The sequence below is a fragment of the Pseudomonas sp. R4-84 genome (genome assembly GCF_054130985.1).
In genome coordinates this window covers 1363847-1387339 of the sequence record NZ_CP096390.1, presented here as the reverse complement: position 1 = coordinate 1387339, position 23493 = coordinate 1363847, and the positions used below count along the sequence as shown (strand labels likewise).

At 61.5% G+C, this 23493-nt stretch carries 23 protein-coding genes; 6 read left to right on the top strand and 17 right to left on the bottom strand.

The window, feature by feature from the left end:
* Positions 1–270: 270 nt before the first annotated feature.
* On the top strand, positions 271–1524 hold the full coding sequence (locus tag M1D68_RS06535; protein WP_434562722.1) for an OprD family porin: 1254 nt from the start codon (positions 271–273) through the stop codon (positions 1522–1524).
* A 342-nt stretch (positions 1525–1866) separates the two neighbouring features.
* Here the strand turns inward: M1D68_RS06535 and pcaC are convergent, their stop codons facing one another.
* The 11 genes from pcaC to pcaR form a co-directional block, all read right to left on the bottom strand.
* On the bottom strand, positions 1867–2259 hold the full coding sequence (gene pcaC, locus M1D68_RS06530) for a 4-carboxymuconolactone decarboxylase (protein ID WP_030142291.1): 393 nt from the start codon (positions 2257–2259) through the stop codon (positions 1867–1869).
* 10 nt (positions 2260–2269) lie between these two features.
* On the bottom strand, positions 2270–3070 hold the full coding sequence (gene pcaD / locus M1D68_RS06525; RefSeq protein WP_457969708.1) for a 3-oxoadipate enol-lactonase: 801 nt from the start codon (positions 3068–3070) through the stop codon (positions 2270–2272).
* A gap of 12 nt (positions 3071–3082) precedes the next feature.
* The gene (locus tag M1D68_RS06520) at positions 3083–4447 is read right to left on the bottom strand and encodes a 3-carboxy-cis,cis-muconate cycloisomerase (protein WP_457969706.1); all 1365 of its coding nucleotides are present in this window, start codon (positions 4445–4447) and stop codon (positions 3083–3085) included.
* 135 nt (positions 4448–4582) lie between these two features.
* Positions 4583–5878: an MFS family transporter gene (locus M1D68_RS06515; RefSeq protein WP_434562716.1), complete on the bottom strand. Its 1296-nt coding sequence runs from the start codon at positions 5876–5878 to the stop codon at positions 4583–4585.
* A 342-nt stretch (positions 5879–6220) separates the two neighbouring features.
* Positions 6221–6787, bottom strand: a complete 567-nt coding sequence (pcaG, locus tag M1D68_RS06510) for a protocatechuate 3,4-dioxygenase subunit alpha (protein WP_420764443.1) — start codon at positions 6785–6787, stop codon at positions 6221–6223.
* Position 6788: 1 nt separating this feature from the next.
* On the bottom strand, positions 6789–7493 hold the full coding sequence (pcaH, locus tag M1D68_RS06505; protein ID WP_457969703.1) for a protocatechuate 3,4-dioxygenase subunit beta: 705 nt from the start codon (positions 7491–7493) through the stop codon (positions 6789–6791).
* A 36-nt stretch (positions 7494–7529) separates the two neighbouring features.
* Positions 7530–8735 (bottom strand): 3-oxoadipyl-CoA thiolase, encoded by a 1206-nt coding sequence (gene pcaF / locus M1D68_RS06500; RefSeq protein ID WP_434611535.1) that lies wholly within the window; start codon positions 8733–8735, stop codon positions 7530–7532.
* A complete protein-coding gene (locus tag M1D68_RS06495) occupies positions 8732–9511 on the bottom strand; it encodes a CoA-transferase subunit beta (RefSeq protein ID WP_420764441.1) in 780 nt (259 codons plus the stop codon). Before M1D68_RS06495 ends, pcaF begins: the two co-directional genes overlap by 4 nt.
* Complete coding sequence (locus tag M1D68_RS06490) at positions 9508–10368, bottom strand: CoA transferase subunit A (RefSeq protein WP_457969701.1); 861 nt, start codon at positions 10366–10368, stop codon at positions 9508–9510. The genes M1D68_RS06495 and M1D68_RS06490 overlap by 4 nt, the downstream gene beginning before the upstream one ends.
* A gap of 294 nt (positions 10369–10662) precedes the next feature.
* Positions 10663–12009: an MFS transporter gene (locus M1D68_RS06485; RefSeq protein ID WP_434562714.1), complete on the bottom strand. Its 1347-nt coding sequence runs from the start codon at positions 12007–12009 to the stop codon at positions 10663–10665.
* Between the two features lie 109 nt (positions 12010–12118).
* Positions 12119–12961 carry a pca regulon transcriptional regulator PcaR gene (gene pcaR, locus M1D68_RS06480; RefSeq protein WP_420764438.1) on the bottom strand — a complete coding sequence of 281 codons (843 nt, stop codon included), beginning with the start codon at positions 12959–12961 and terminating at the stop codon, positions 12119–12121.
* A gap of 16 nt (positions 12962–12977) precedes the next feature.
* On the opposite strand from pcaR, the gene M1D68_RS06475 reads away from it, so the two are divergent.
* The 3 genes from M1D68_RS06475 to M1D68_RS06465 all read left to right on the top strand — a co-directional run bounded on the left by M1D68_RS06475 (position 12978) and on the right by M1D68_RS06465 (position 15550).
* Positions 12978–13379: a hypothetical protein gene (locus M1D68_RS06475; RefSeq protein WP_457969698.1), complete on the top strand. Its 402-nt coding sequence runs from the start codon at positions 12978–12980 to the stop codon at positions 13377–13379.
* A 143-nt stretch (positions 13380–13522) separates the two neighbouring features.
* A complete protein-coding gene (locus M1D68_RS06470) occupies positions 13523–13723 on the top strand; it encodes a hypothetical protein (RefSeq protein ID WP_420764436.1) in 201 nt (66 codons plus the stop codon).
* A 351-nt stretch (positions 13724–14074) separates the two neighbouring features.
* On the top strand, positions 14075–15550 hold the full coding sequence (locus tag M1D68_RS06465; protein WP_420764435.1) for an inorganic phosphate transporter: 1476 nt from the start codon (positions 14075–14077) through the stop codon (positions 15548–15550).
* Positions 15551–15797: 247 nt separating this feature from the next.
* Here the strand turns inward: M1D68_RS06465 and ccoM are convergent, their stop codons facing one another.
* From ccoM to M1D68_RS06450, 3 genes are all read right to left on the bottom strand, one after another.
* Positions 15798–15914, bottom strand: coding sequence for a cytochrome c oxidase subunit CcoM (ccoM, locus tag M1D68_RS06460; RefSeq protein ID WP_030139315.1), 117 nt, complete (start codon positions 15912–15914; stop codon positions 15798–15800).
* Between the two features lie 145 nt (positions 15915–16059).
* Entirely contained in the window at positions 16060–16221 is a 162-nt protein-coding gene (locus tag M1D68_RS06455) for a hypothetical protein (RefSeq protein WP_305496283.1), read from the bottom strand.
* Between the two features lie 91 nt (positions 16222–16312).
* Positions 16313–16654 (bottom strand): aspartate-semialdehyde dehydrogenase, encoded by a 342-nt coding sequence (locus tag M1D68_RS06450; protein ID WP_420764433.1) that lies wholly within the window; start codon positions 16652–16654, stop codon positions 16313–16315.
* Positions 16655–16904: 250 nt separating this feature from the next.
* On the opposite strand from M1D68_RS06450, the gene rapA reads away from it, so the two are divergent.
* Entirely contained in the window at positions 16905–19751 is a 2847-nt protein-coding gene (gene rapA / locus M1D68_RS06445; RefSeq protein WP_420764432.1) for an RNA polymerase-associated protein RapA, read from the top strand.
* A gap of 58 nt (positions 19752–19809) precedes the next feature.
* On the opposite strand, the gene M1D68_RS06440 is transcribed toward rapA, so the two are convergent.
* The 3 genes from M1D68_RS06440 to M1D68_RS06430 form a co-directional block, all read right to left on the bottom strand.
* Positions 19810–20688 (bottom strand): ATPase, encoded by an 879-nt coding sequence (locus M1D68_RS06440; protein WP_420764431.1) that lies wholly within the window; start codon positions 20686–20688, stop codon positions 19810–19812.
* Between the two features lie 107 nt (positions 20689–20795).
* On the bottom strand, positions 20796–21788 hold the full coding sequence (locus M1D68_RS06435) for an NAD-dependent epimerase/dehydratase family protein (RefSeq protein WP_420764430.1): 993 nt from the start codon (positions 21786–21788) through the stop codon (positions 20796–20798).
* A gap of 41 nt (positions 21789–21829) precedes the next feature.
* Entirely contained in the window at positions 21830–22723 is an 894-nt protein-coding gene (locus tag M1D68_RS06430; RefSeq protein WP_434562706.1) for a LysR family transcriptional regulator ArgP, read from the bottom strand.
* A gap of 98 nt (positions 22724–22821) precedes the next feature.
* Between M1D68_RS06430 and M1D68_RS06425 the strand changes: the two genes are divergently transcribed.
* Positions 22822–23424: a LysE/ArgO family amino acid transporter gene (locus M1D68_RS06425; RefSeq protein WP_434562704.1), complete on the top strand. Its 603-nt coding sequence runs from the start codon at positions 22822–22824 to the stop codon at positions 23422–23424.
* Positions 23425–23493: the final 69 nt, after the last annotated feature.

The window sequence follows — 23493 nt, the reverse complement described above, 5'->3', positions numbered from 1 at the left end:
ATCTCCCACAGGGGATTGCGACCATCCATTCGATTGTTTTGCTGTTCGATAATCGCCCAAAACCCGCAAACAGCAATTGAACCGATCCCGGGCCGCCCTTCACCATCGCTCGCACAAAACCAATAACAACAGGTTCGATGCCATGTCCCCACGCCCTGCACCGTCCGGCTGATCCTCAGTCGCTTTAACAACCTGCCCCCACCGTACCGTTCGCACCCAAAAAATGCGGCAACAACTCGCTTCGTCCACAAAAAATAAGAGACAACGCCCATGAAGCCCACACAGCACTTGTTCCCCAGCCTCATTGCCGTCGCCCTGACCAGCACCGCCCTCCCCGTCCTGGCGGCGGAATCGGGGTTCGTCGAAGATGCCAAAGCCACGCTGAACCTGCGCAACTTCTACATCAACCGCAACTTCACCAACCCGGACAATGCCCAGGGCAAAGCCGAGGAATGGACCCAGAGCTTCATCCTCGACGCCAAGTCCGGCTTCACCCAGGGCACCGTCGGTTTTGGCGTTGACGTGCTGGGCCTGTACTCGGTCAAGCTCGACGGCGGTCGTGGCACGGCCGGCACCCAGCTGCTGCCGGTGCACGACGACGGCCGCCCGGCCGATGACTTCGGTCGCCTGGGCGTGGCCCTGAAGGCCAAGGTCTCGAAGACCGAATTGAAAGTCGGCGAGTGGATGCCAGTGTTGCCGATCCTGCGTTCCGACGATGGCCGTTCCCTGCCGCAAACCTTCCGTGGCGGCCAGGTGACTTCGACCGAAATCAACGGTTTGAGCCTCTACGGCGGCCAGTTCCGCGCCAACAGCCCGCGTAACGACGCGAGCATGGAAGACATGTCGATGAACGGCCGCGGTGCATTCACCTCCGACCGTTTCAACTTCGGTGGCGGCGAATACGCCTTCAACGAAAAACGCACCCAGGTCGGCGTCTGGTACGCGGAACTGTCCGACATCTACCAACAGCAATATTTCAACCTGACCCACAGCCAGCCCATCGGCGACTGGACCCTGGGCGCCAACCTCGGTTACTTCACCGGCAAGGAAGACGGCAGTGCATTGGCCGGCGACCTTGACAACAAAACCGCCTTCGCCATGCTTTCCGCCAAATACGGCGGCAACACCTTCTACGTCGGCCTGCAGAAAGTCGGCGGCGACGATGCCTGGATGCGCGTCAACGGCACCAGCGGCGGCACCCTGGCGAACGACAGCTACAACTCCAGCTACGACAACGCCAAGGAAAAATCCTGGCAACTGCGCCACGACTTCAACTTCGCCGCCGTCGGCGTGCCGGGCCTGACCCTGATGAACCGCTACATCAGCGGTGACAACGTTCACACCGCCACGGTCGACGACGGCAAGGAATGGGGCCGGGAAAGTGAGCTGGCCTACACGGTGCAGAGCGGCGTGTTCAAGAGCCTCAACGTGAAATGGCGTAATTCGACGATGCGTAGGGACTTCAGTACCAATGAGTTCGATGAGAACCGGTTGATTGTCAGCTATCCGATCAGCCTGCTGTAAAAACCAAAGAGGGATGGAGGCTGTACCACCGTCATCGCGAGCAAGCTCGCTCCCACAGGGGATTGGCGGTGGACGTAGATTCAATGGCCGCTGGAGATCATTGTGGGAGCGAGCTTGCTCGCGATGGCGTCATCACATCCAACATCGATGCAAGCTGACCCACCGCTTTCGCGAGCAGGCTCGCTCCCACAGGGGATTGGCGGTGGACGTAGATTCAATGGCCGCTGGAGATCATTGTGGGAGCGAGCTTGCTCGCGATGGCGTCATCACATCCAACATCGATGCAAGCTGACCCACCGCTTTCGCGAGCAGGCTCGCTCCCAAAGGAATCGAAGGTATGCCCTAACCCCGCGACTCGACACCCAGTTCATCCCAGACCGATTCGGCCAAATGGAAGGTGGCATTGGCCGCCGGAATGCCGCAATAAATCGCACTTTGCATGATCACTTCCTTGATCTCACTACGGCTGACGCCATTATTGGCGGCGGCGCGCAGGTGCAGCTTGAGTTCTTCGTTGCGGTTCATGCCGATCAGCATGGCAATGGTGATCAGGCTGCGGGTATGGCGCGGCAGTCCCGGGCGGGTCCAGATGTCGCCCCAGGCGTGACGGGTGATCATCTCCTGGAATTCGCTGTTGAATTCGGTCAGGGCGTTGAGGCTGCGATCCACGTGGGCATCGCCCAGCACGGCGCGGCGCACTTGCATGCCTTCGTCGTAACGTTGTTTCTCGTCCACAAACAACTCCTCAGGCCCGGCCAGAATCAAGCAGGAAATCCAGCACCCGTGCGCTGAACGCAGCGCCGGCCTGGACGTTGGACAAATGCGCGGCGCGGAACTCGGCATATTCGGCCCCATTGACCCGCTCTTGTATAAAATGCCCACCGGACGGCGGTGTCACCGCATCCTCGGTGCCCGCCACAACCAACAACGGCACGCGGATCGACGCCAACTGCTCGCGGAAATCGGCGTCCCGCACCGCCGCGCAGTTTGCCGCATAACCCTGGGGCGAGGTGGCAGCCAGCATGTCGGTGATTTTCTTTACCGTCGCGGGGTGCGCCTCGGCGAAGTCCGGTGTAAACCAACGGCCAATCGACGCGTCACGCAAGGCCACCATCGCCGCCTGGCCGTCACGCAGCACGGTTTCGATGCGCGGGTCCCACACCGACGGGTCGCCAATCTTGGCCGCCGTGTTGCAGATGACCAGTTTGAACAACCGCTCGCCCGCGTTGATTCCCAGCCATTGGCCGATCAACCCGCCCATGGACAATCCGCAGAAATGCACCTTGTCGATGCTCAAGGCATCAAGCATGGCCAGCACATCGCGCCCCAGCTGTTCAATGCTGTAGGGGCCTTCGGTCACCAACGACTGACCATGACCACGCGTGTCGAAACGCAGCACGCGAAAGTGTTCGCTGAAAGCTTGGATCTGCTCGTCCCACATGTGCAGGTCGGTGCCCAGGGAGTTGGAAAGCACCAGAACCGGCGCGTCTTCCGGCCCGTCCAATCGATAATTCAGATCGCCCTCGGCGAGTTTGACGAATCCCACAACAATCTCCTTTCAGGCATTCAAGGCAAGGTGTTCGGCCACGGCTCGGGCGACCCAAGTCTGGGCCTGTCCAAGGTAGTGGGCCGGGTCGAGCAGATGATCGAGCTCGGTCGTGGATAGCTGCGCGGTGACCTGAGGTTCGTCCCCCAGCACTTCGCGCAGGTGCCGTTGTTCGGCCACGGCGCGCTTGCAGCATTGTTCGAGCAAATGATGCGCGGTGTCGCGCCCCACACGCTGGGCCAGGACGATGCTCACGGCCTCCGCCAGCACCAGCCCTTGGGTCAACTCCAGGTTACGGGCCATGCGCGACGGATCCACTTCCAGCCCGTCGGCCAGCAGCCGCGCCTGTTGCAGCGCGCCGGATACCAGGCAGCAGATCTCCGGCAGGGTTTCCCATTCGGCGTGCCACAGCCCCAGGCTGCGCTCATGTTCCTGGGGCATGGCGCTGAACAACGTCGACAACAAGCCCGGCACGCGCGTCGCCGCGCCGATCAGCACGGCCGCGCCCACCGGGTTGCGTTTGTGGGGCATGGTGGACGAACCGCCCTTGCCCGGCGCCGAGGGTTCGAACGCTTCGCCGGCTTCGGTTTGCATCAACAGACTGATGTCACGCCCCAACTTGCCCAGGCTGCCGGCGATCAGGCCCAGAACCGAACCGAACTCCACCAGGCGATCGCGCTGGGTGTGCCACGGCTGCTCCGGCAGGTTCAATTGCAGCTCGGCGGCCAACGCCTCTGCGACTGGCAGCGCGTGCTCACCCAAGGCAGCGAGCGTCCCGGAAGCGCCGCCGAATTGCAGCACCAGCAGGCGCGGCTTGAGCTCGCGCAAGCGTTGGCGACTGCGGGTGATCGCCCCCAGCCAACCGGCGACCTTCATGCCCAGGGTCACCGGCGTGGCGTGTTGCAACCACGTACGCCCGGCCAATGGCGTCGCGGCGTAGCGTTCGGCTTGTCGGGCCAGGCTGTCGGCCAGTTGCGCCAGTTCGTTTTCGATCAGCCCAAGCGCCTGGCGCAGTTGCACCACCAGACCGCTGTCCATCACGTCCTGGCTGGTGGCACCCAAATGCACGTACCGCTCAGCTTCCAGGCTCTGGGTGGCGATGCGCTTGCCCAACGCCTTGACCAGCGGGATCGCCGAATTGCCGGCACTGGCGATCGCTTCGCTCAACGCGCCGAAATCGTACAGGTGGGCGTGGCAGGCGTTCTCGATCGGCGCCACCGCCTCGTGGGGGATCAGCCCCACTCGCGCCTCGGCCCGGGCCAGTGCCGCTTCGACGTCCAGCATGGCCTGCACCCGCCCCGCATCGCAGAACACGTCGCGCATGTCGCGGGCGGTGAAGTAGGCATCGAAGAGCTGATTGCCCGGTCGTTCGCTCATAAACATTCCTTGAGAAAATAGATGCAGTTATGGCGAGGGAGCTTGCTCCCGCTTGAGTGCGAAGCGCTCACAAGAGAGGGTTGCCGCGCAGCCCAGCGGGGATAAATCCCCTCACCACAATGAATCAAGCAAGCCTTAAAGATCGTGATGCAAATACGCCGGCTGCTTGGGCAGGCGCAGGCTGAACAGGAACGCCACTACCATCATCACCGTGACATACCAATAAAAGGCGTTCTCCATGCCCTGGGCCTTCAGGCTCAAGGCGACGTATTCGGCCGAACCGCCAAAAATCGCATTCGCCACCGCATACGCCAACCCTACTCCCAGCGCGCGCACTTCCGGTGGAAACATTTCAGCCTTCACCAAACCGCTGATGGAGGTGTAGAAGCTGACGATCGCCAACGCCAACGTGATCAGGACAAATGCCAGGAACGGGCTGCTGATGCTTTTGAGTATCAGCAGGATCGGCACCGTGCACAGCGCCCCAAGGCCACCGAACCAGAGCATGGAGTTACGCCGACCAATCTTGTCCGCCAGCATGCCGAACAGCGGTTGCATGCACATGTAGAGGAACAGCGCGCCGGTCATGATGTAGCTGGCGGTCTTGGCGTGCAGCCCGGCGGTGTTCACCAGGTATTTCTGCATATACGTGGTGAAGGTGTAGAAAATCAGCGAACCACCGGCGGTGTAGCCCAGTACGGTAATGAAGGCGGCCTTGTGGCTGCGAAACAGTGCAGCGATGCTGCCGGCGTCCTTGTTTTCGCGCATTTCCTTGCTGCTGGTTTCCTTCAGTGAGCGGCGCAGGAACAGGGAAATCATTGCCGCCACGGCGCCGACCACGAACGGAATCCGCCAGCCCCACGCGCGCAGTTCATCTTCGTTGAGAAACTGCTGCAGGATCACCACCAGAGACACCGCCAGCAGCTGCCCGCCGATCAGCGTCACGTACTGGAACGACGCAAAGAAGCCGCGCTGGCCTTTCAAGGCGACTTCGCTCATGTAGGTGGCAGTGGTGCCGTACTCGCCGCCCACCGACAGGCCTTGCAGCAGACGGGCGAGCAACAGCAGCACCGGCGCCCAGACGCCGATGTCCTTGTAGGTGGGCAGGCAGGCGATGAGCAACGAGCCGAAGCACATCATCAGCACCGAGATCATCATCGAATTCTTGCGCCCGTGACGGTCCGCCACCCGGCCGAAAATCCAACCGCCGATCGGCCGCATCAGGAACCCGGCGGCGAATACACCGGCGGTGTTGACCAATTGCACGGTGGGATTGTCCGACGGAAAGAATGCCGGCGCGAAGTAAATGGCGCAAAAGGCATAGACATAGAAGTCGAACCATTCGACCAGGTTGCCGGATGAGGCACCGACGATGGCGAAGATACGCTTGCTGCGCTCTTCACCGGTGTAGTGGCTGGTTGGGGTGGTCATGATTTTTCACTCGTTGGGGACTGACGACGTCTAGACACACTTCGTAACAGTCCCGTTCCACAAACAGTCTTTCATGCAGTAGCGCCTGTACCAACGCTATCGCGAGCAAGCTCGCTCCCACAGGGCTTGCATCACACCCGTGGCGAGCAAGCTCGCTCCCACAGGGCTTGCATCACACCCGTGGCGAGCAAGCTCGCTCCCGCAGGGCTTGCATCACACCCGTGGCGAGGGAGCTTGCTCCCGCTCGGCTGCGAAGCAGTCGCAAACCAGGCAGCGCGATTGGTCTGACGAAATGCGTCGCAAGCCAGCGGGAGCGAACTCCCTCACCACCGAGAATTTCACTCAGTAATCGAAGAACACCGTTTCGGCATCCGTGCCCTGCAGGATCACGTTCCACTGGTACACACCTGACGCATCGGGCTTGGCCACGAGGGTGCCGCGTCGTTCCTGCGGCACGCAGGCCAGCAGCGGGTCGGCTTCGTTACCGGGTTCATCGTCAAAATAGATCCGCGTCAGCAGATGCTTGACCAGCCCACGGGCGAACACCAACACCACCAGGTGCGGGGCTTGGGTCGTGCCGCCCAGCCCCGGCACGGTGCCGGGCTTGATGGTGGTGAAACGAAAACGTCCCTCGGCATCCACCGGTACCCGACCAAAACCGTCGAAATGCGGGTCGAGGGGTTTGTCCTGGTCGTCTTCCGGGTGGGCGTACTTGCCGGCCGCGTTGGCCTGCCAGACTTCCAGCATCGCGTCGTTGACGAACTGACCATTGCCATCGACCACCTGCCCGGTGATCGCCACCCTTTGGCCGAGGGTCTGCTCGTCGGTCAGGTCTTCGCGGTTCAGCCAGGTCAGGCCGATGTGGTAGTAAGGCCCGACGGTGTGGGACGTAGTGGCGTTGAGCGTCATCTTATTTCTCCATCGGCGTGGCATCGCGGCCGCGCAAGACGATGTCCCAGCGATAACCGAGGGCGTAGTGAGGGACGGTTTTTTCCAGGTCGAACCGGGCGATCAAGCGTTCCTTGGCACTGGTGTCCGGCACGCAGTTATAGATCGGGTCGTATTCCAGCAACGGGTCGCCGGGGAAATACATCTGCGTCACCAGGCGCGTCAGGATGCTCGGCCCGAACAGTGAGAAGTGGATATGCGCCGGGCGCCAGGCGTTGTGGTGATTGCCCCACGGGTAGGCGCCGGGCTTGATGGTCTGGAATTGATACCAACCGTCGGCGTCGGTGACGGTGCGACCGGTGCCGGTGAAGTTCGGGTCCAGCGGCGCGTCATGGTTGTCACGGTCGTGGTTGTAGCGTCCGGCGGCGTTGGCCTGCCAGATCTCCACGAGAACGCCCGGCACCGGCTCGCCGTGCTCATCCAGCACGCGCCCATGAATGATGATCCGCTCGCCGAGCGGCTCGCCAGGGTGCTGGGCGGTCAGGTCGTGGTCCTTCTCCTGGATGCGATCTGCGCCCACAGTCGGGCCGGTGATTTCCGACAGCGAATGAGGCAGATACACCAAAGGTTTCGACGGCGAACGCAGGTTGGTGGACTGGTACGACGGGTGCAGGTATTCCGGCTGGGTGCCCACTTGAGGGCGGCGGTAACCAGGCTTGTCAGTCATGAAGCATTCCTCGGTTTCTTATTAGTGAAACGACCGTCAGACGCGTTCGATCGCCAGCGCCAGACCTTGGCCGACCCCAACACACATGGTCGCCAGGCCTTTCTTGCCGCCGGTCTTTTCCAGATGATGCAACGCGGTCAGCACCAACCGTGCCCCGCTCATGCCCAGCGGGTGGCCCAGGGCGATGGCGCCACCGTTCGGGTTGACTTGCGGCGCATCGTCCGCCAGCCCCAAGTCCCGCAGTACCGCCAAGCCTTGGCTGGCAAAGGCTTCGTTAAGCTCGATCACGTCAAAATCGGCGACGGCCATTCCCAGGCGCTCGGTGAGCTTGCGCACCGCTGGCACCGGGCCGATGCCCATTACCCGGGGCGCCACCCCGGCACTGGCCATGCCCAGCACTTTGCCCCGAGGCGTCAGGCCATGTTTTTTAACCGCCTCTGCAGACGCCAGGATCATCGCGGCCGCGCCGTCATTCACACCCGAGGCGTTGCCGGCGGTGACGGTTTTGTCCGCGCCGTTGACCGGCTTGAGCTTGCTCAGCGTCTCCAGCGTGGTGTCAGCCCGTGGATGCTCGTCCTGCTCGACCACGGTTTCACCTTTTTTGTGGGCGATGCGCACCGGCACGATTTCCTCGGCAAAAAAACCGGCCGCCTGGGCCGCTGCCGCCCGCTGCTGGCTGCGCACGGCGAAGGCGTCCTGGTCGGCGCGGGAGACAACATGGTCGTCGGCCACGTTATCCGCCGTCTGCGGCATCGCGTCCACGCCGTACTGGGCTTTCATCAAAGGGTTGATGAAGCGCCAGCCGATGGTGGTGTCTTCCAGTTTCATGTTGCGGGAAAACGCCGCGTCGGCCTTGCCCATCACGAACGGCGCACGGGACATCGACTCCACGCCGCCAGCAATCGCCAGTTCCATCTCGCCGCTGGCGATGGCGCGGAACGCGGTCCCGATAGCATCCATGCCCGAAGCGCAGAGGCGGTTGAGGGTCACGCCAGGAACACTTTCAGGGAGGCCCGCCAACAGCAGCGCCATGCGCGCGACGTTGCGGTTGTCCTCGCCGGCCTGGTTGGCGCAGCCGAGGAATACCTCGTCCACTGCATTCCAGTCCACGGATGGGTTGCGCTCCATCAATGCCTTGATCGGCACGGCGGCCAGATCATCGGCACGCACGGCGGCCAGGCTGCCGCCGAACCGGCCGATGGGGGTTCGAATCGCATCACAGATAAAAACGTCGCGCATCAGGCTTCTCCCGGTGTCTGCCCGTGGGCCGCCGCAGTGCGGGCCTCAAGGTCACGCAGTGCGCGCAGCTCCACCTCGGTCGGCTCGGCGGTGGTCTGCACCTGGTCAGCGAAGCGGATCGCCCACCCGGTGGCCGCGATCACTTGCTCGCGAGTCACGCCAGGGTGCAGCGAGGTGACCACGAACTCATGACTGCCGGCTTCCGGCTCCATGATGCACAGGTCAGTGATAATCCCCACCGGCCCGGCACCCGGCAAGCCAAGGCGCTTGCGTGAATCGCCACCTTCGCCGTGACCGACCGAGGTGATGAAATCCAGCTTGTCGACAAACGAACGGGCCGACTGCTTGAGGATGATCAGCACACTCTTGGCGGAACCGGCAATTTCCGGCGCGCCACCCGCGCCGGGCAGGCGGACTTTCGGCTGATGGTAGTCACCCACCACCGTGGTGTTGATGTTGCCGAAACGGTCGACCTGGGCCGCACCGAGGAAACCGACGTCGATACGCCCCCCTTGCAGCCAGTAGCGGAAAATCTCACCGGTCGGTACGACAGTGTCCGCGGTTTCCGCCAGCTCACCGTCGCCGATGGACAGCGGCAATACGCTGGGCTTGGCACCGATCGGACCGGACTCGTAGATCAGCACTACATCGGGTGACGAAGTCAGCCGTGCCAGATTGGCCGCTTTCGACGGCAAACCGATGCCCACAAAGCACACGGCATTGTTCTTCAACCGCCGCGCCGCCGCGACCGTCATCATCTCATTGGTGGAATAGGTCATGGTTTCACCTGCGAAGCGGCTGCGAGCCGGGCCTGGAATTCACTGAAATCCTGGGTGCTGCGAATGTATTCGTCGATCCAAGCGCTAAACGTATCGCGATCCCGGGCGATGGGGTCCCACGCTTGGTAGAAACGATTATCTCGCTCGGTATAACCGTGGGCGTAGGACGGATGGGCGCCGCCGGGCACATGGCACACGGCGCTCAACGCCCAGGTCGGCAGCACGCAGGCGTTCATCGGCGCATTCAGGTCATCGACGATTTCTTCCACGGTGACGATGCAGCGCTTGGCGGCCAGGGCGGCTTCTTTCTGCACGCCGAGGATGCCCCACAGCAGCACGTTTCCTTTGCGGTCGGCTTTCTGAGCGTGGATCACCGTGACGTCCGGGCGCACCGAAGGCACGGCGGCCAACACCTCACCGGTAAAGGGACAGGTCACGCTCTTGATCAGCGGGTTGACCTTCGGCAGGTCGGAACCCGCGTAGGCCCGCAGCACCGCGAACGGTAGGCCGGAGGCACCGGCAACGTAGGCATTGGCCAGGTCTGCGTGGCTGTGCTCCTCGATTTCCAGCGGATGCGGCCATTGCTTTTCCACTGCGTCACGCAACCGGTGCAACGAGCCCACGCCAGGGTTGCCGCCCCAGGAGAAAATCAGCTTGCGGGCACAACCGGCTCCGATCAACTGGTCATAGATCAGGTCCGGCGTCATGCGCACCAGCGTCAGGTCTTTCTTGCCCTGACGGATGATTTCATGACCCGCCGCTGTCGGGATCAAGTGGGTGAAGCCTTCGAGCGCGACGGTATCGCCGTCGTTGACGAACTGCTTCACCGCATCGTGCAGCGAAAGGATTTCAGCCATGGGGCAGGCTCCCGTTTTCCAGTAGACCGACATGAATAAGGCGCGAGGTTAGGCGCCGGAATGACTGAAGATTAAGCTTCGGGATGAGGGCAAAACAATCCGATAATCGACAGAGCGTTCGTTTATCGAACAGATTGTTGCTTGGCTATCTATTTATCAGGACACAGCAAATTCCCTGTGGGAGCGAGCTCGCTCGCGATAGCGCCGTATCAACTTGCATCAATGTTGACTGACCCACCGCCATCGCGAGCAAGCGCGCTCCCACAGGTCTTTTACAGGCTCAAACTCTATGGCTCAGGTTGCGTCCGCATGGCTGACCATGCCCTTGATCACCACCGCCACGGTCGCCAGGGCCGCCGGGATCACCAACGCGGTCAGGACCTGTTCAAAGTTCCAGCCCAGCCCCAGCAGGGTCGCGCCCATCCAGGCCCCGAGAATCGCCCCGAAGCGACCTATGCCCAGCATCCAGGAAACACCGGTGGCCCGGCCCTGGGTCGGGTAGAAGCGCGCCGCCAGGGACGGCATCGCCGATTGGGCGCCGTTGACGCACATGCCCGCCACCAGCACCAAGGTGGCAAGCAGGGTGATGTTGCCCAGACTCTGCCCTACCGCATAGGCAAACAGCCCTGCCAACAGATAGAAAATGCCGATGACCTTGTGCGGATTGAACCGATCCATCGCCCAGCCCACGCCAACGGCGCTCAATACCCCACCGAACTGGAACAGCGCGCCGATGAACGCCGCCTGCTCCATGCTCGCGCCGCTGTCACGCATCAGGGTCGGCAACCAACTGGTCAGGAGATAAACGATCACCAGGCCCATGAAATACGTGAGCCACAGCAACAAAGTGCCGGCGCTGTAAGTGCCCGAGAAAATCACCGCCAGCACGTTGCGCGCCTTCACGGTTGTCTGCTCCGGCACGCTGAAGCTGGACGCCTGGGCGATAGTCGTTGGGTCAATCGGCGCCAGGGTCTTGCGCACTTTGTCGGTGCCACGGTTACGCACAACCAGGTAACGCGCGGACTCCGGCAACCAGAACACCAGCACGACCGCGAGTATCAGCGGCAGAACGCCGCCAATCAGCAGGAGGCTGTGCCAGCCAAATGCCGGGATCAACTTGGCCGAGATGAACCCACCGCCGGCCATGCCGAGGTTGAAGCCACAGAACATGCTGGTCACCAGCAGGGATTTCTTGCGCTCTGGGGTGTATTCCGACAGCAGAGTGGTGGCGTTCGGCATGCCGGCGCCCAATCCCAGGCCGGTCAGGAAGCGCAGCACCAGTAATTGATCGACATTGGTACAGAACGCCGAGGCCAGGCTGAACGCGCCAAACAACACGACCGCGCCGACCAATACGAGTTTTCGTCCAAAGCGATCGGCCAACGGGCCGGAGCCCAGGGCGCCGAAGACCATGCCGATCAGAGCGGCACTCATGACCGGGCCAAGGCTGGCCCGGTCGATGCCCCAATCCTGGGACAACGCCGGCGCGATGAAACCCATGGCCGCGGTATCGAGGCCATCGAGGAAGACGATCAGGAAACAGAGAATGACCACGCGCCACTGATAGCGTGAGATCGGTTGAGCGTTGATGAAGGACTGCACATCGAGGCAGGTGCCTACGGAAGTCTGGGGCTGATTCATTTTATTTTTATTCCACGCAAGAGACGCCAGATGACGCTGCGCGACATTAATGAGGCCGGGCAAATACCGTCAATTCATCGCAGCCGAGTGTGTGCGTTTATCGAACAGCTTAAGAAAACAACTGTGCGCTCAAGTCGCGGCTGGCCCCCAACAGACCTGGCAGGAAACGTTGCTCCAACTCATTGCGGCTGACCCGCCCGGCATGGGTGCTGACATTCAGGGCCGCGACTACTTGGCCCGACGCGTCATAGACCGGCACGGCAATCGAGCGCAGCCCCTGCTCCAGCTCCTGATCGACGATGCACCACCCTTGTTGCCGGACCTGATGCAAGCATTCAAGCAGCGCCTCGGGCGTATGCAGGGTCCTGCTGGTCTTGGCCTGAAGGTCGGCATGGTCGAGGTAATCTCGCAGCGAAGCGTCGTCCAGGGCCGCCAGCAGGATCCTGCCCATGGACGTGCAATACGCCGGCAGGCGGCCGCCGACGGACAGGTCCACGGAAATCAGCCGCTGGGTGGTCGCCGACCGGGCGATGTAGAGGATATCGTCGCCTTCGAGCGTGGCCATGTTGCAGGCCTCGTGCAGCTGTTCGCTCATGCGGTCCAGATAAGGCTGGGCGGACACGGCCAGCGGCGTCGATGACAAATAGGCGTGGCCCAGCGTCAGCACTTTGGGCAGCAACGAATAGGTACGCCCATCGGTGGTCGCATAGCCGAGCTTGATCAAGGTATACAGGCAACGGCGGACGGCGGCGCGGGGGATTTCCGTGCGATGGCTGATCTGCGCAATGGTCAGGTGCCGCTTGCGCTCCTGGAAAGCCTGGACCACGGCAAGGCCCCGGGCCAGCGAGGTCATGAAATCCGGGTCACCCGTCATGGCCTGGATCCGCTTGGCCGGCGAGGCGACGATCGGTGGCGCGACTGACGTAAAGGCATTGCGCAATTGGTCGTTCATGTCAGGTCCTCAGAAATTGACGACTATTACAAGCGGCTGCCCGGCCGACAGACAAGCACCTGGCGATCAAGACCGTTCGATTATCGAACTGGCGGCCGATAATCGCAATCCATGCATCAGCTCTTCATCTGGCCATGCTCCTAACATCGCCCACTCGGGTATGGAAATAACAAAGATGGGCCGTGACGGGTTGCAACAAACGAGGCTCAATATTGAACTTGTGGTACGTCTTGAAACTCTGTTGACACAACTTGCACATACAAACATTGGTTCACACAAGGCAACCGAACGTTTTAACTTTAGCGATAGTGTTATTCAGATGGACCGCTATAATGCGCTCAGTGACGGCGCGGCCAATCGGCCAGTCCCGTCCGCGGGCACGACAGTTCTAACTGTCATGTCGGCAACCGGTGCGTGAAGCATCGATGACCGCTTCCTCTGTATCGGCAATAACCCGAAGCCCTGATGCTACGTCAGCTGTCAGCTCTGGTGCCGTGGCCGTCTGCATGACTGCATGCAGTGCGTATCACCAGATTAATTTTCAATTCATTAGGTAATACTGTGACGAAAGAAGAACTGCGCGCTGAACTTGAGCGCCAGGAACAACGTTACAAGGAAGTCTACGGCGGGGAAATCACCACCTACGCCGCGCAACCCGAACCGGAACGCAAACCTTGGCGCAAACGCGCCACCGTCCAGGACCAGGCTTTCAGCCAGGAACTTCAAAAGATGGAAAAAGAGCTCAAGTCCGAAGAAGGATGACGTTGCGCACTTGATGTTGTTACGGGCCGTGTCCGGTCGCCACCCAGGCCGGACAACAGCGGACGCCCGCCAAAAGCGGGCCGCTTCAACTCACCAGCCATCGGTCGGGTAACCGTAACGACTGCTCGTCCTTCAGTTTTTTTCTTCCGACGATCCCGGCGCGAGGCGAACACGCCAACAGAGCTTTGATCCTTGTAAACAAAGGCTTGCAGCCTCCTGGCGCCCCTCGAAAAAGACAGCCGGCACCCCGGTCGCTTAGCAGAAGATTGTTACCGATGAGCAGGCAATGCATCGATTTGCGAGGTTTTCTGGCATAATCGCGCCCCCTTATGACCGGGTCAGAAAACCTTCATGATCGATTTATTCAGCGGACTGGATGCTTGGGTGCTCGTGAGCCTCTTGCTCGCCCTGGCTTTTGTCCTCGCCTTCGAGTTCATCAACGGCTTTCATGACACCGCTAACGCGGTTGCCACTGTTATCTACACCAAAGCCATGCCGCCTCACCTGGCGGTGTTCTTTTCCGGTGTGTTCAATTTCCTCGGCGTGTTGCTGGGCGGTGTGGGGGTGGCGTATGCCATCGTGCACTTGCTGCCCGTGGAACTGTTGATCAACGTGAACACCGGCCACGGGTTGGCCATGGTGTTCTCACTGCTCGCGGCGGCCATCACCTGGAACCTGGGCACGTGGTACTTCGGTATCCCGGCCTCCAGCTCCCACACCCTGATCGGCTCGATCCTTGGCGTCGGCCTGGCCAACGCATTGATCAATGACATTGCGCTGCGCGATGGCGTGAATTGGCAGAAGGCAATCGACATCGGTGCTTCCCTGGTGTTCTCGCCCATGGCCGGCTTCCTGATCGCCGCCCTGGTGTTGATCGGCCTGAAATGGTGGCGTCCGTTGTCGAAGATGCACAAGACGCCGGAACAGCGCCGCAAGATCGACGACAAGAAACACCCGCCATTCTGGAACCGCCTGGTGCTGGTGATTTCCGCCATGGCCGTCAGCTTCGTCCACGGTTCCAACGACGGCCAGAAAGGCATCGGCCTGATCATGCTGGTGCTGATCGGGATCGTCCCCGCGCAGTTCGTACTCGACCTGAACAGCACGACCTACCAGATCGAGCGTACCCGCGACGCGACCCTGCACTTGAGCCAGTTCTACAAGCGCAACAGTGAATCCCTCGGCGAATTCCTGGCCTTGGGCAAGAGTGTCGAAGGCGATCTGCCGGAGAAATTCCGTTGCAACCCGCAACAGACCGAACCGACCATCAACGCGCTGCTCGATACGCTCAAAGGCGTGGCGGACTACCACTCGCTGCCTTCGGAAAGCCGTATCGAAGTGCGTCGCTACCTGCTCTGCCTGGACGACACGGCGAAAAAGGTCGGCAAGCTGCCGGGCCTGGCGGCTCGTGAGAAAGACGACCTGAACAAGCTGCGCAAAGACCTGACCGCGACCACCGAATACGCGCCGTTCTGGGTGATCCTGGCGGTTGCCCTGGCGCTGGGCCTGGGCACCATGGTCGGCTGGAAGCGCGTGGTACTGACCATCGGCGAGAAGATCGGCAAGCAAGGCATGACCTACGCCCAAGGCATGTCGGCCCAGATCACCACCGCTTGCATGATTGGCGCGGCGAACGTCTTCAGCCTGCCGGTTTCCACCACCCATGTACTGTCTTCCGGCGTGGCGGGCACCATGGTCGCCAACAAGAGCGGCCTGCAAGGCGGCACGGTGAAGACCATCCTGCTGGCCTGGGTGCTGACCTTGCCGGCAACGGTGGCCCTGTCGGCGGCGCTGTTCTGGCTGGCGTCCAAGGCCATCAGCGGCTGAGTCTCTGGCAGTCATGAAAAAAGGTGCGTTCCTTGCGGTTCGCACCTTTTTTTATGCCCAGCCACCTGTGGGAGCGAGCTTGCTCGCGATGGCGGTGGGTTAGCCAACACAGGTATCTACAGGCATACCGCTATCGCGAGCAAGCACGCTCCCAAAATGGTTTTATGTGAAACCGGAACATTTGCCAAAAAAAAGGGCGACCGAAGTCGCCCAAAATGCCTTGCGTGCTCGTTGTCGCTGAAAAGGCCTACGGCTTCTTGCGCTTGTGCGCATCTTTCCAGATGAATAATCCAAAACCTGCGAAAAACACGAACATGAGGCCGACCGTCAACACACCGGCAAACACCACATTATCGATAAACATGACTGGCCTCCTGGTCTTGCCCCTGTTTCGTTGGAGCCAAGTTAACCAATCGGGCCTGGATGAAAATTGACCGGAATCAATACCGCTCGCGACGGAGCGAAATGAAGAGGGAATAATTGATTTGGATCAATGAATCGAGGGGAGCTCAGCGCTTTTTCGGTTTGTTTTTCGGTTTTTTCTTTGGCTTGCCCAGCGGCATGGCCTGCTCGAAAGCCTGGCGAACTTCATTGAGGCGTTTTTCGTTGAGGTCGTGAACGCGCTTGGCGCGCTCAGCGCCCAGGTCAATCAGCTTGTCTTCTTGGCTCATGGTGTTTCGGCATCATACGGTGAGTTCGGATGCGCCCATGATGCGGGCTGCTTCCTGCGTTGACCAGCCCGGCCGTCTCGGCGGGCTTGGATCAGATCTGGATATCGACCCACAGGCCTTGGCGCGACTCCCCTTCCACCAGCGGTACGACCGGTACGGTGTTGTCGGCGTTCAGCTCGGTGCCCGGCACCGCCAAATGTTCGTCGGGGTCTTCATCGGCTTCACGGCGACGCCTTTCCCGCTCCTGCTGGCGGCGCTGTTCCTCGCGCAGCAACAACGCGGTTTCTTCAGGATCGCGCTTTTGCAGGTCGATGGTGCTTTCGCTGGAGCTTTCCTGAACAGGGACCACGGGCGGAATATCCGGTCGCGGCCGGATAGGATCCTGCTGCGCGGTAACGGGTACGGCGCTCAAGGGAAGCATGGGTGGCAACATAAAGGTCTCCTGTCTTCAGGTTGTCGGCTGTGGCAGGGACAGCTTGAACCGCTGGTCCGAAACTTGTGACCTGGTTGGCATTGCGCCCTGCCAGCCCACAAGCTTGTTTGATCGCGCAACCCGTTTAAGTTCCCTTGGCCAGGTTGACGGGGAACGCCCACGCGAGGCCTGGCAGATGTGCGTAAATCCTTTGGTCTGGCGGCTCATTCCGTTAAGATAGCCGGCTTTTTCACGGCGGGAGTCAGGCAGCATGGCGCAGCAGTATCAACCGGGGCAACGCTGGATCAGTGACAGCGAAGCCGAGCTGGGTTTAGGCACCGTTCTGGCACAGGACGGCCGCTTGTTGACCGTGCTCTATCCGGCCACTGGCGACACTCGCCAGTACGCGCTACGGAATGCGCCCTTGACCCGCGTACGGTTTTCGCCGGGCGACGTGATCACTCACTTCGAAGGCTGGAAAATGACCGTGCGCGAAGTCGACGACGTCGATGGACTGTTGGTCTACCACGGCCTTGACGGCCAGAACGAAGTCGTCACGCTGCCCGAAACCCAGCTGTCGAACTTCATCCAGTTCCGCTTGGCCAGCGACCGCCTGTTCGCCGGCCAGATCGACCCACTGGCCTGGTTTTCCCTGCGCTACCACACGCTGGAACATACCAGCCGCCAATTGCAGTCCCCGCTTTGGGGCCTGGGTGGCGTCCGCGCCCAACCGATCGCCCACCAACTGCACATCGCCCGTGAAGTGGCTGACCGCATTGCGCCACGGGTACTGCTGGCAGACGAAGTGGGCCTGGGCAAGACCATCGAAGCCGGCCTGATCATCCACCGCCAACTGCTTTCCGGGCGCGCCAGCCGCATCCTGATCCTGGTCCCGGAAAACCTCCAGCACCAATGGCTGGTGGAAATGCGCCGGCGCTTCAACCTGCAGGTGGCGCTGTTCGACGAAGAACGCTTCATTGAAAGCGATGCCAGCAACCCCTTCGAAGACACCCAACTGGCGCTGGTGGCGCTGGAATGGCTGGTAGACGACGAGAAGGCCCAGGACGCGCTGTTTGCCGCCGGATGGGACCTGATGGTTGTCGACGAAGCCCATCACCTGGTGTGGCACGAAGACCATGTCAGCCCTCAATACGCGCTGGTGGAGCAACTTGCCGAAACCATTCCCGGCGTACTGCTGCTGACCGCGACACCTGAGCAACTGGGACAGGACAGCCACTTCGCCCGTCTGCGCCTGCTGGACCCGAACCGTTTCCATGATCTGCAGGCCTTCCGTGCCGAAAGCGAGAACTATCGCCCGGTCGCCGAAGCCGTTCAGGAGTTGTTGGACAAAGGGCGCCTGTCGCCCGAAGCCCACCAGACCATCCACGGTTTCCTGGGTAACGAGGGCGAAGCGCTGCTGACGGCTGTCAACGATGGCGACATCGAAGCCAGCGCCCGCCTGGTTCGTGAATTGCTCGACCGACATGGCACTGGCCGCGTGCTGTTCCGCAATACCCGCGCCGCCGTGCAAGGCTTCCCGGAGCGCAAGCTGCACGCTTATCCTTTGCCATGCCCGGACGAATACCTGGAACTGCCGCTGGGCGATCATGCCGAGCTGTACCCGGAAGTCAGCTTCCAGGCCCAGCCGGACGCCAGCGAAGAAGAGCGCTGGTGGAAATTCGACCCGCGCGTCGAATGGCTGATCGACCAGTTGAAAATGCTCAAGCGCACCAAGGTTCTGGTGATCTGCGCCCACGCGGAAACCGCCATGGACCTGGAAGACGCCCTGCGCGTGCGCTCCGGCATCCCTGCCACGGTGTTCCACGAAGGCATGAACATTCTGGAGCGCGACCGCGCGGCCGCTTACTTCGCCGATGAAGAGTTTGGCGCCCAGGTGCTGATCTGCTCGGAAATCGGCAGCGAAGGTCGTAACTTCCAGTTTGCCCATCACCTGGTGCTGTTCGACCTGCCATCGCACCCGGACCTGCTGGAACAACGGATCGGCCGCCTGGACCGGATCGGCCAGAAACACACCATCGAGCTGCACGTGCCCTACCTGGAAACCAGCCCGCAGGCCCGGCTGTTCCAGTGGTATCACGAAGCCCTGAATGCGTTTCTCAACACCTGCCCGACCGGTAACGCCTTGCAGCATCAGTTCGGCCCGCGCCTGCTGCCATTGCTCGAAGAAGCCGACGATGGCGACTGGCAAGCGCTGATCGACGAGGCCCGCGTGGAGCGCGAGCGCCTGGAAGCCGAGCTGCATACCGGCCGCGATCGCCTGCTGGAGCTCAATTCCGGCGGCGCGGGTGAAGGTGATGCGCTGGTGGAAGCCATTCTCGAACAGGATGACCAGTTTGCCCTGCCGATCTACATGGAGACCTTGTTCGACGCCTTCGGTATCGACAGCGAGGACCATTCAGACAACGCGCTGATCCTCAAGCCGAGCGAGAAAATGCTCGACGCCAGTTTCCCCTTGGGCGACGACGAAGGCGTGACCATCACCTACGACCGCAACCAGGCGCTGTCTCGCGAGGACATGCAATTCATCACCTGGGAGCACCCGATGGTGCAAGGCGGCATGGACCTGGTGCTGTCGGGCTCCATGGGCAACACGGCCGTAGCGCTGATCAAGAACAAGGCACTCAAACCCGGCACCGTGCTGCTGGAACTGCTCTATGTCAGCGAAGTGGTCGCCCCGCGTTCGCTGCAGCTGGGCCGCTACCTGCCACCAGCGGCCCTGCGCTGCCTGCTGGACGCCAACGGCAACGACCTGGCGGCCCGGGTCTCTTTCGAAACCCTGAACGACCAGCTCGAAAGCGTGCCACGCGCCAGCGCCAACAAGTTCATCCAGGCCCAGCGCGACCAACTCGCGCCGCGGATCAATGCCGGCGAACAGAAAATCATCCCACGCCATGCCGAGCGCGTGGCCGAGGCCCAACGTCGCCTGGCGGCTGATACCGAAGAAGAGCTGGCACGCTTGACCGCGCTGCAAGCGGTCAACCCAACCGTGCGGGACAGCGAGCTGGAGGCTTTGCGCCAGCAGCGTGAGCAAGGGTTGGCGATGTTGGAGAAGGCTGCGTTGCGGTTGGAGGCAATTCGGGTGCTGGTGGCGGGGTAATTACGGCTGGGCTTTCGTTTCCGTGTGGGGGCGAGCACGCTCGCTCCCACAGGGTTCGTTACTGAGATCGGTTGCTCAGTTGCTGTTGCAGGTACTGGATCTGCGATTGCAAAGTGTTGATGTTGCGGGTGACCTGGCCGCGGAAGGCATCGAACTCGGCGGTGTTGCCGGAACGGTTTTCCTGTTGGCTCTTGAGCACGACCATGTCCTGCTCCAAACGCTCGATGGCCGAGTTAGAAGTGGCTCGTTTCAAAGCCGTGATGTCCGCACCGATGCTCTTGAGCTGCGCATCCAGGGCACCACCCTCGCCTTGGTTCTTCAAGGCCGACACTTCCGCCGCCAACGCCTTGACCTGAGCCTGGAGTTCCTTGTTGGCCGCTTGCAGCTGGGTGTTGGTGTTTTCCTGCTGCGAAGCCTGGGTGATCATCTTGGCCAGTTGCGTGTCCAGGTCGGCGGACGGGCCGAAGGCGCCTTGCAGCGCTTTATATTGTTCCTGCAGCTTGCCGTCGAACTGGCGGCCCTGCTCTTGCATCTTGTTTTCCAACTGTCTGATCTGCAGTTTCAAGGCTTCACTGTCGCTCATGACATTGGACTGTCCGGCGACCACCTTGCCGGAAATGTCCTGCAAGCGCCCGGCCGCATCCTCGCTGATGCGGGCGAAGCTTTCCTGGGTGGCCACCAATTGCTGTTCCATCAGGGAAATCTGCTGGAAACTCCACCACGCCAGGAAGGCCAGCGCGCACAGCAAGGCTCCGACCAAGGCCCACAGCGGCCCGGTGCTCGGTGCCTTGACCTTCGCCGCCGCAACGGACGCCGGACGCGCCTGCACGTGGGGCGGGCGATTGCTCAGGAAGTCATCGTCATCGGGGATGTCCGCCCGCATCCGCAGGCTCGGTACATCGTCGAAGTCGTCGTTGGCATCGTTACGCGTGGGCATGGGTTCAACCTTTGGGAAATCGGTGGTGACTCGATGCGGCGAGTATAACCCCCTCGCCCGCCGCACCCATTGACCCCGAACCGGGCACTCGGTTCATGACGGGGCGATCAGCGGCCATGCTGGACGCGCCACCAGGCGCAGAATTCATCGAGGGCGGCCCAGAGGCTGACCTTCGGATCATAATCCAGACAGTGCCGTGCCCGGTCGATATCCAGGGTGAAATTCCTGCTCATCACCTGCATGCCCAGGCGTGACAGCGTCGGTTCAGGCCGTCCGGGCCAGATTGCGCAAAGACCTTCGTTCATGGCCGCAACGCTGTAGGCCAGTCCATAGGAGCGGTAACGCCTGACCTGCGGGACTTCCATCTGCCGCATCACATAATTGACCACATCCCACAGCGGGACAGGCGCGCCATTGCTGATGTTATAAGCCTTGCCCAAGGCCGAATCGGTGGCCAGCAGGCTGCTGAGCAGCGCTTCGTTGAGGTTCTGTACGCTGGTGAAATCCACTTTGTTCAAGCCGTTGCCAACAATCGCCAGGCGTCCCTTGCGCTGCATTTTAAGCAGCCGCGGGAAAATGCTCATGTCGCCGGCACCGGTGACGAATCGCGGGCGCAGGGCCAGCACTTCCAAACCGAACTCCTGAGCACCGAAGACTTTCTGTTCGGCCAGGTATTTGGTAGCGGCGTAGGGATGCTTGAAACGTTTGGGCACCTGTTCTTCGGTCAATCCCAAGTGGTCACGACCATCGAAGTAGATCGAGGGCGAAGAGAGGTGAACCAGTCGCCGGACCTTCTGCTTCAGACAAGCCTCGACGATGTTCTCGGTGAGCTGGACATTGCCTTGGTGAAAGTCCTGGTAGCGTCCCCATAACCCCACCGAGCCGGCGCAATGCACCACGGCGTCGACATCGCGACACAGGTCCCGGGCCAACATCGGGTCGCCCAGATCGCCCTCGATGAACTCGGCGCCGCGCGTCACCAGGTGCTGGACGTTTTCAGGCCGGCGGCCATTGACCCGAACATCCAGGCCTTGCTCCAGGGCGAAACGCGCAAAGCGTCCGCCAATGAAGCCGCTTGCGCCGGTGACCAGAATTTTCATGAAATGCTCCTAAATCAGTTTCGTGCCACAAGCCAGCTGCATCAGTTCACCCCATGCAGCGTGCTGCCTGCCGCCGCGACCAGCTGCTCGGTCAACAAACCGAGCAGCTGCCCGCCATTGCGCCAATGATGCCAGTACAGCGGCACGTCAATCGGCTTATCTGCGAGTAATTCCACCAGTTCGCCTCTGCCCAGTGCATCGCGAACCTGCAGCTCGGGCACCAAACCCCAGCCAAGCCCCGCCTCGATAAGGCGAAGGAAACCTTCGGATGATGGGCATAAATGGTGTTCGAATCCGCCTTCGACGCCGAGGGAAGCCAGATACCGGTGTTGCAGGAAATCATCCGGGCCGAACACCAGGGCAGGTGTGCGAGCCAGTAGATCGGCGCGCACCCCGCCGGGGAAATGCCGGGCAATGAAGGCGGGGCTGGCGAGCGCCCGGTAGCGCATGGCCCCCAGCAACACGCTGCGGGCGCCGGCCACCGGGCGCTCACTGGCGCAAAGACAAGCGGCGACCTCTCCGGCGCGCATGCGCTTGAGGCCTACGGTCTGGTCCTCCACCACTAAATCGAGCAACACATGCTGCTCGGCACAGAATGTCCCCACCGCGCTGGCCCACCATGTGGCCAGGCTGTCGGCGTTCAGCGCAATGCGCAGGCGCTCCGGCAGGCCCTCTTCGTCCAGCGCCGGCACCAGGCTTTGCAGGTCGCGCTCCAGCAAACGCACCTGTTGTACATGGTTGAGCAGGCGACGGCCGATTTCCGTGGGCGTCGGAGGCGTGGCGCGCACCAGCACGGGCTGGCCGACCCGCGCTTCGAGTAGCTTTATCCGCTGGGAGATGGCCGACTGCGACAATCCCAGCACCTGCGCGGCTCGCTCGAAGCCAGCTTGCTCGACAACGCTCGCCAGGGCGGAGAGCAGTTTGTAATCGAACATCAGTTTTCCTTATGGCCGATCAGCATGATTTGTTTTTCTTATACCCCCGCACCCCGGAGAATGGCCAGCAATTTGCGAACTCCTGGAGTGACAACGTTATGTGGCAAAGCTATGTAAACGGGCTGCTGGTGGCCCTTGGGTTGATCATGGCGATCGGCGCGCAGAACGCGTTCGTGCTGGCCCAGAGCCTGCGCCGCGAGCATCACCTGCCGGTGGCTGCGCTGTGCATCGCCTGTGATGCGCTGCTGGTCGCCGCCGGGGTGTTCGGCCTGGCAACGCTGCTGGCCCAGAGCCCATTGTTGCTTTCTATCGCTCGCTGGGGCGGCGCTGCGTTCTTGCTTTGGTACGGCAGCCAGGCGCTGCGTCGGGCCTGTTCGAGGCAAAGTCTGGAGCGGGATGAAAAGCAGGTCGCGCGGTCTCTGCGAACCGTGCTGCTGAGCGCGCTGGCGGTCACGCTGCTCAACCCTCACGTCTACCTCGACACAGTGTTGCTGATCGGCTCTCTCGGTGCCCAGCAGAGCGTGCCTGGCGCCTATGTCGTGGGCGCGGCCAGTGCTTCGCTGCTGTGGTTTTCCACGTTGGCCCTGGGTGCCGCGTGGCTCGCTCCCTGGCTGGCCCGCCCTGCGACCTGGCGCGTCCTGGACCTGCTGGTGGCCGTGATGATGTTCACGGTAGCAGCGCAACTGATCGTGTCGGGCTGATATTCCAAACCGCTCTGGAACCTCTATTCCACACAGTTGTTGCGTGGTTATGCCGCACCCCCGGTGCTA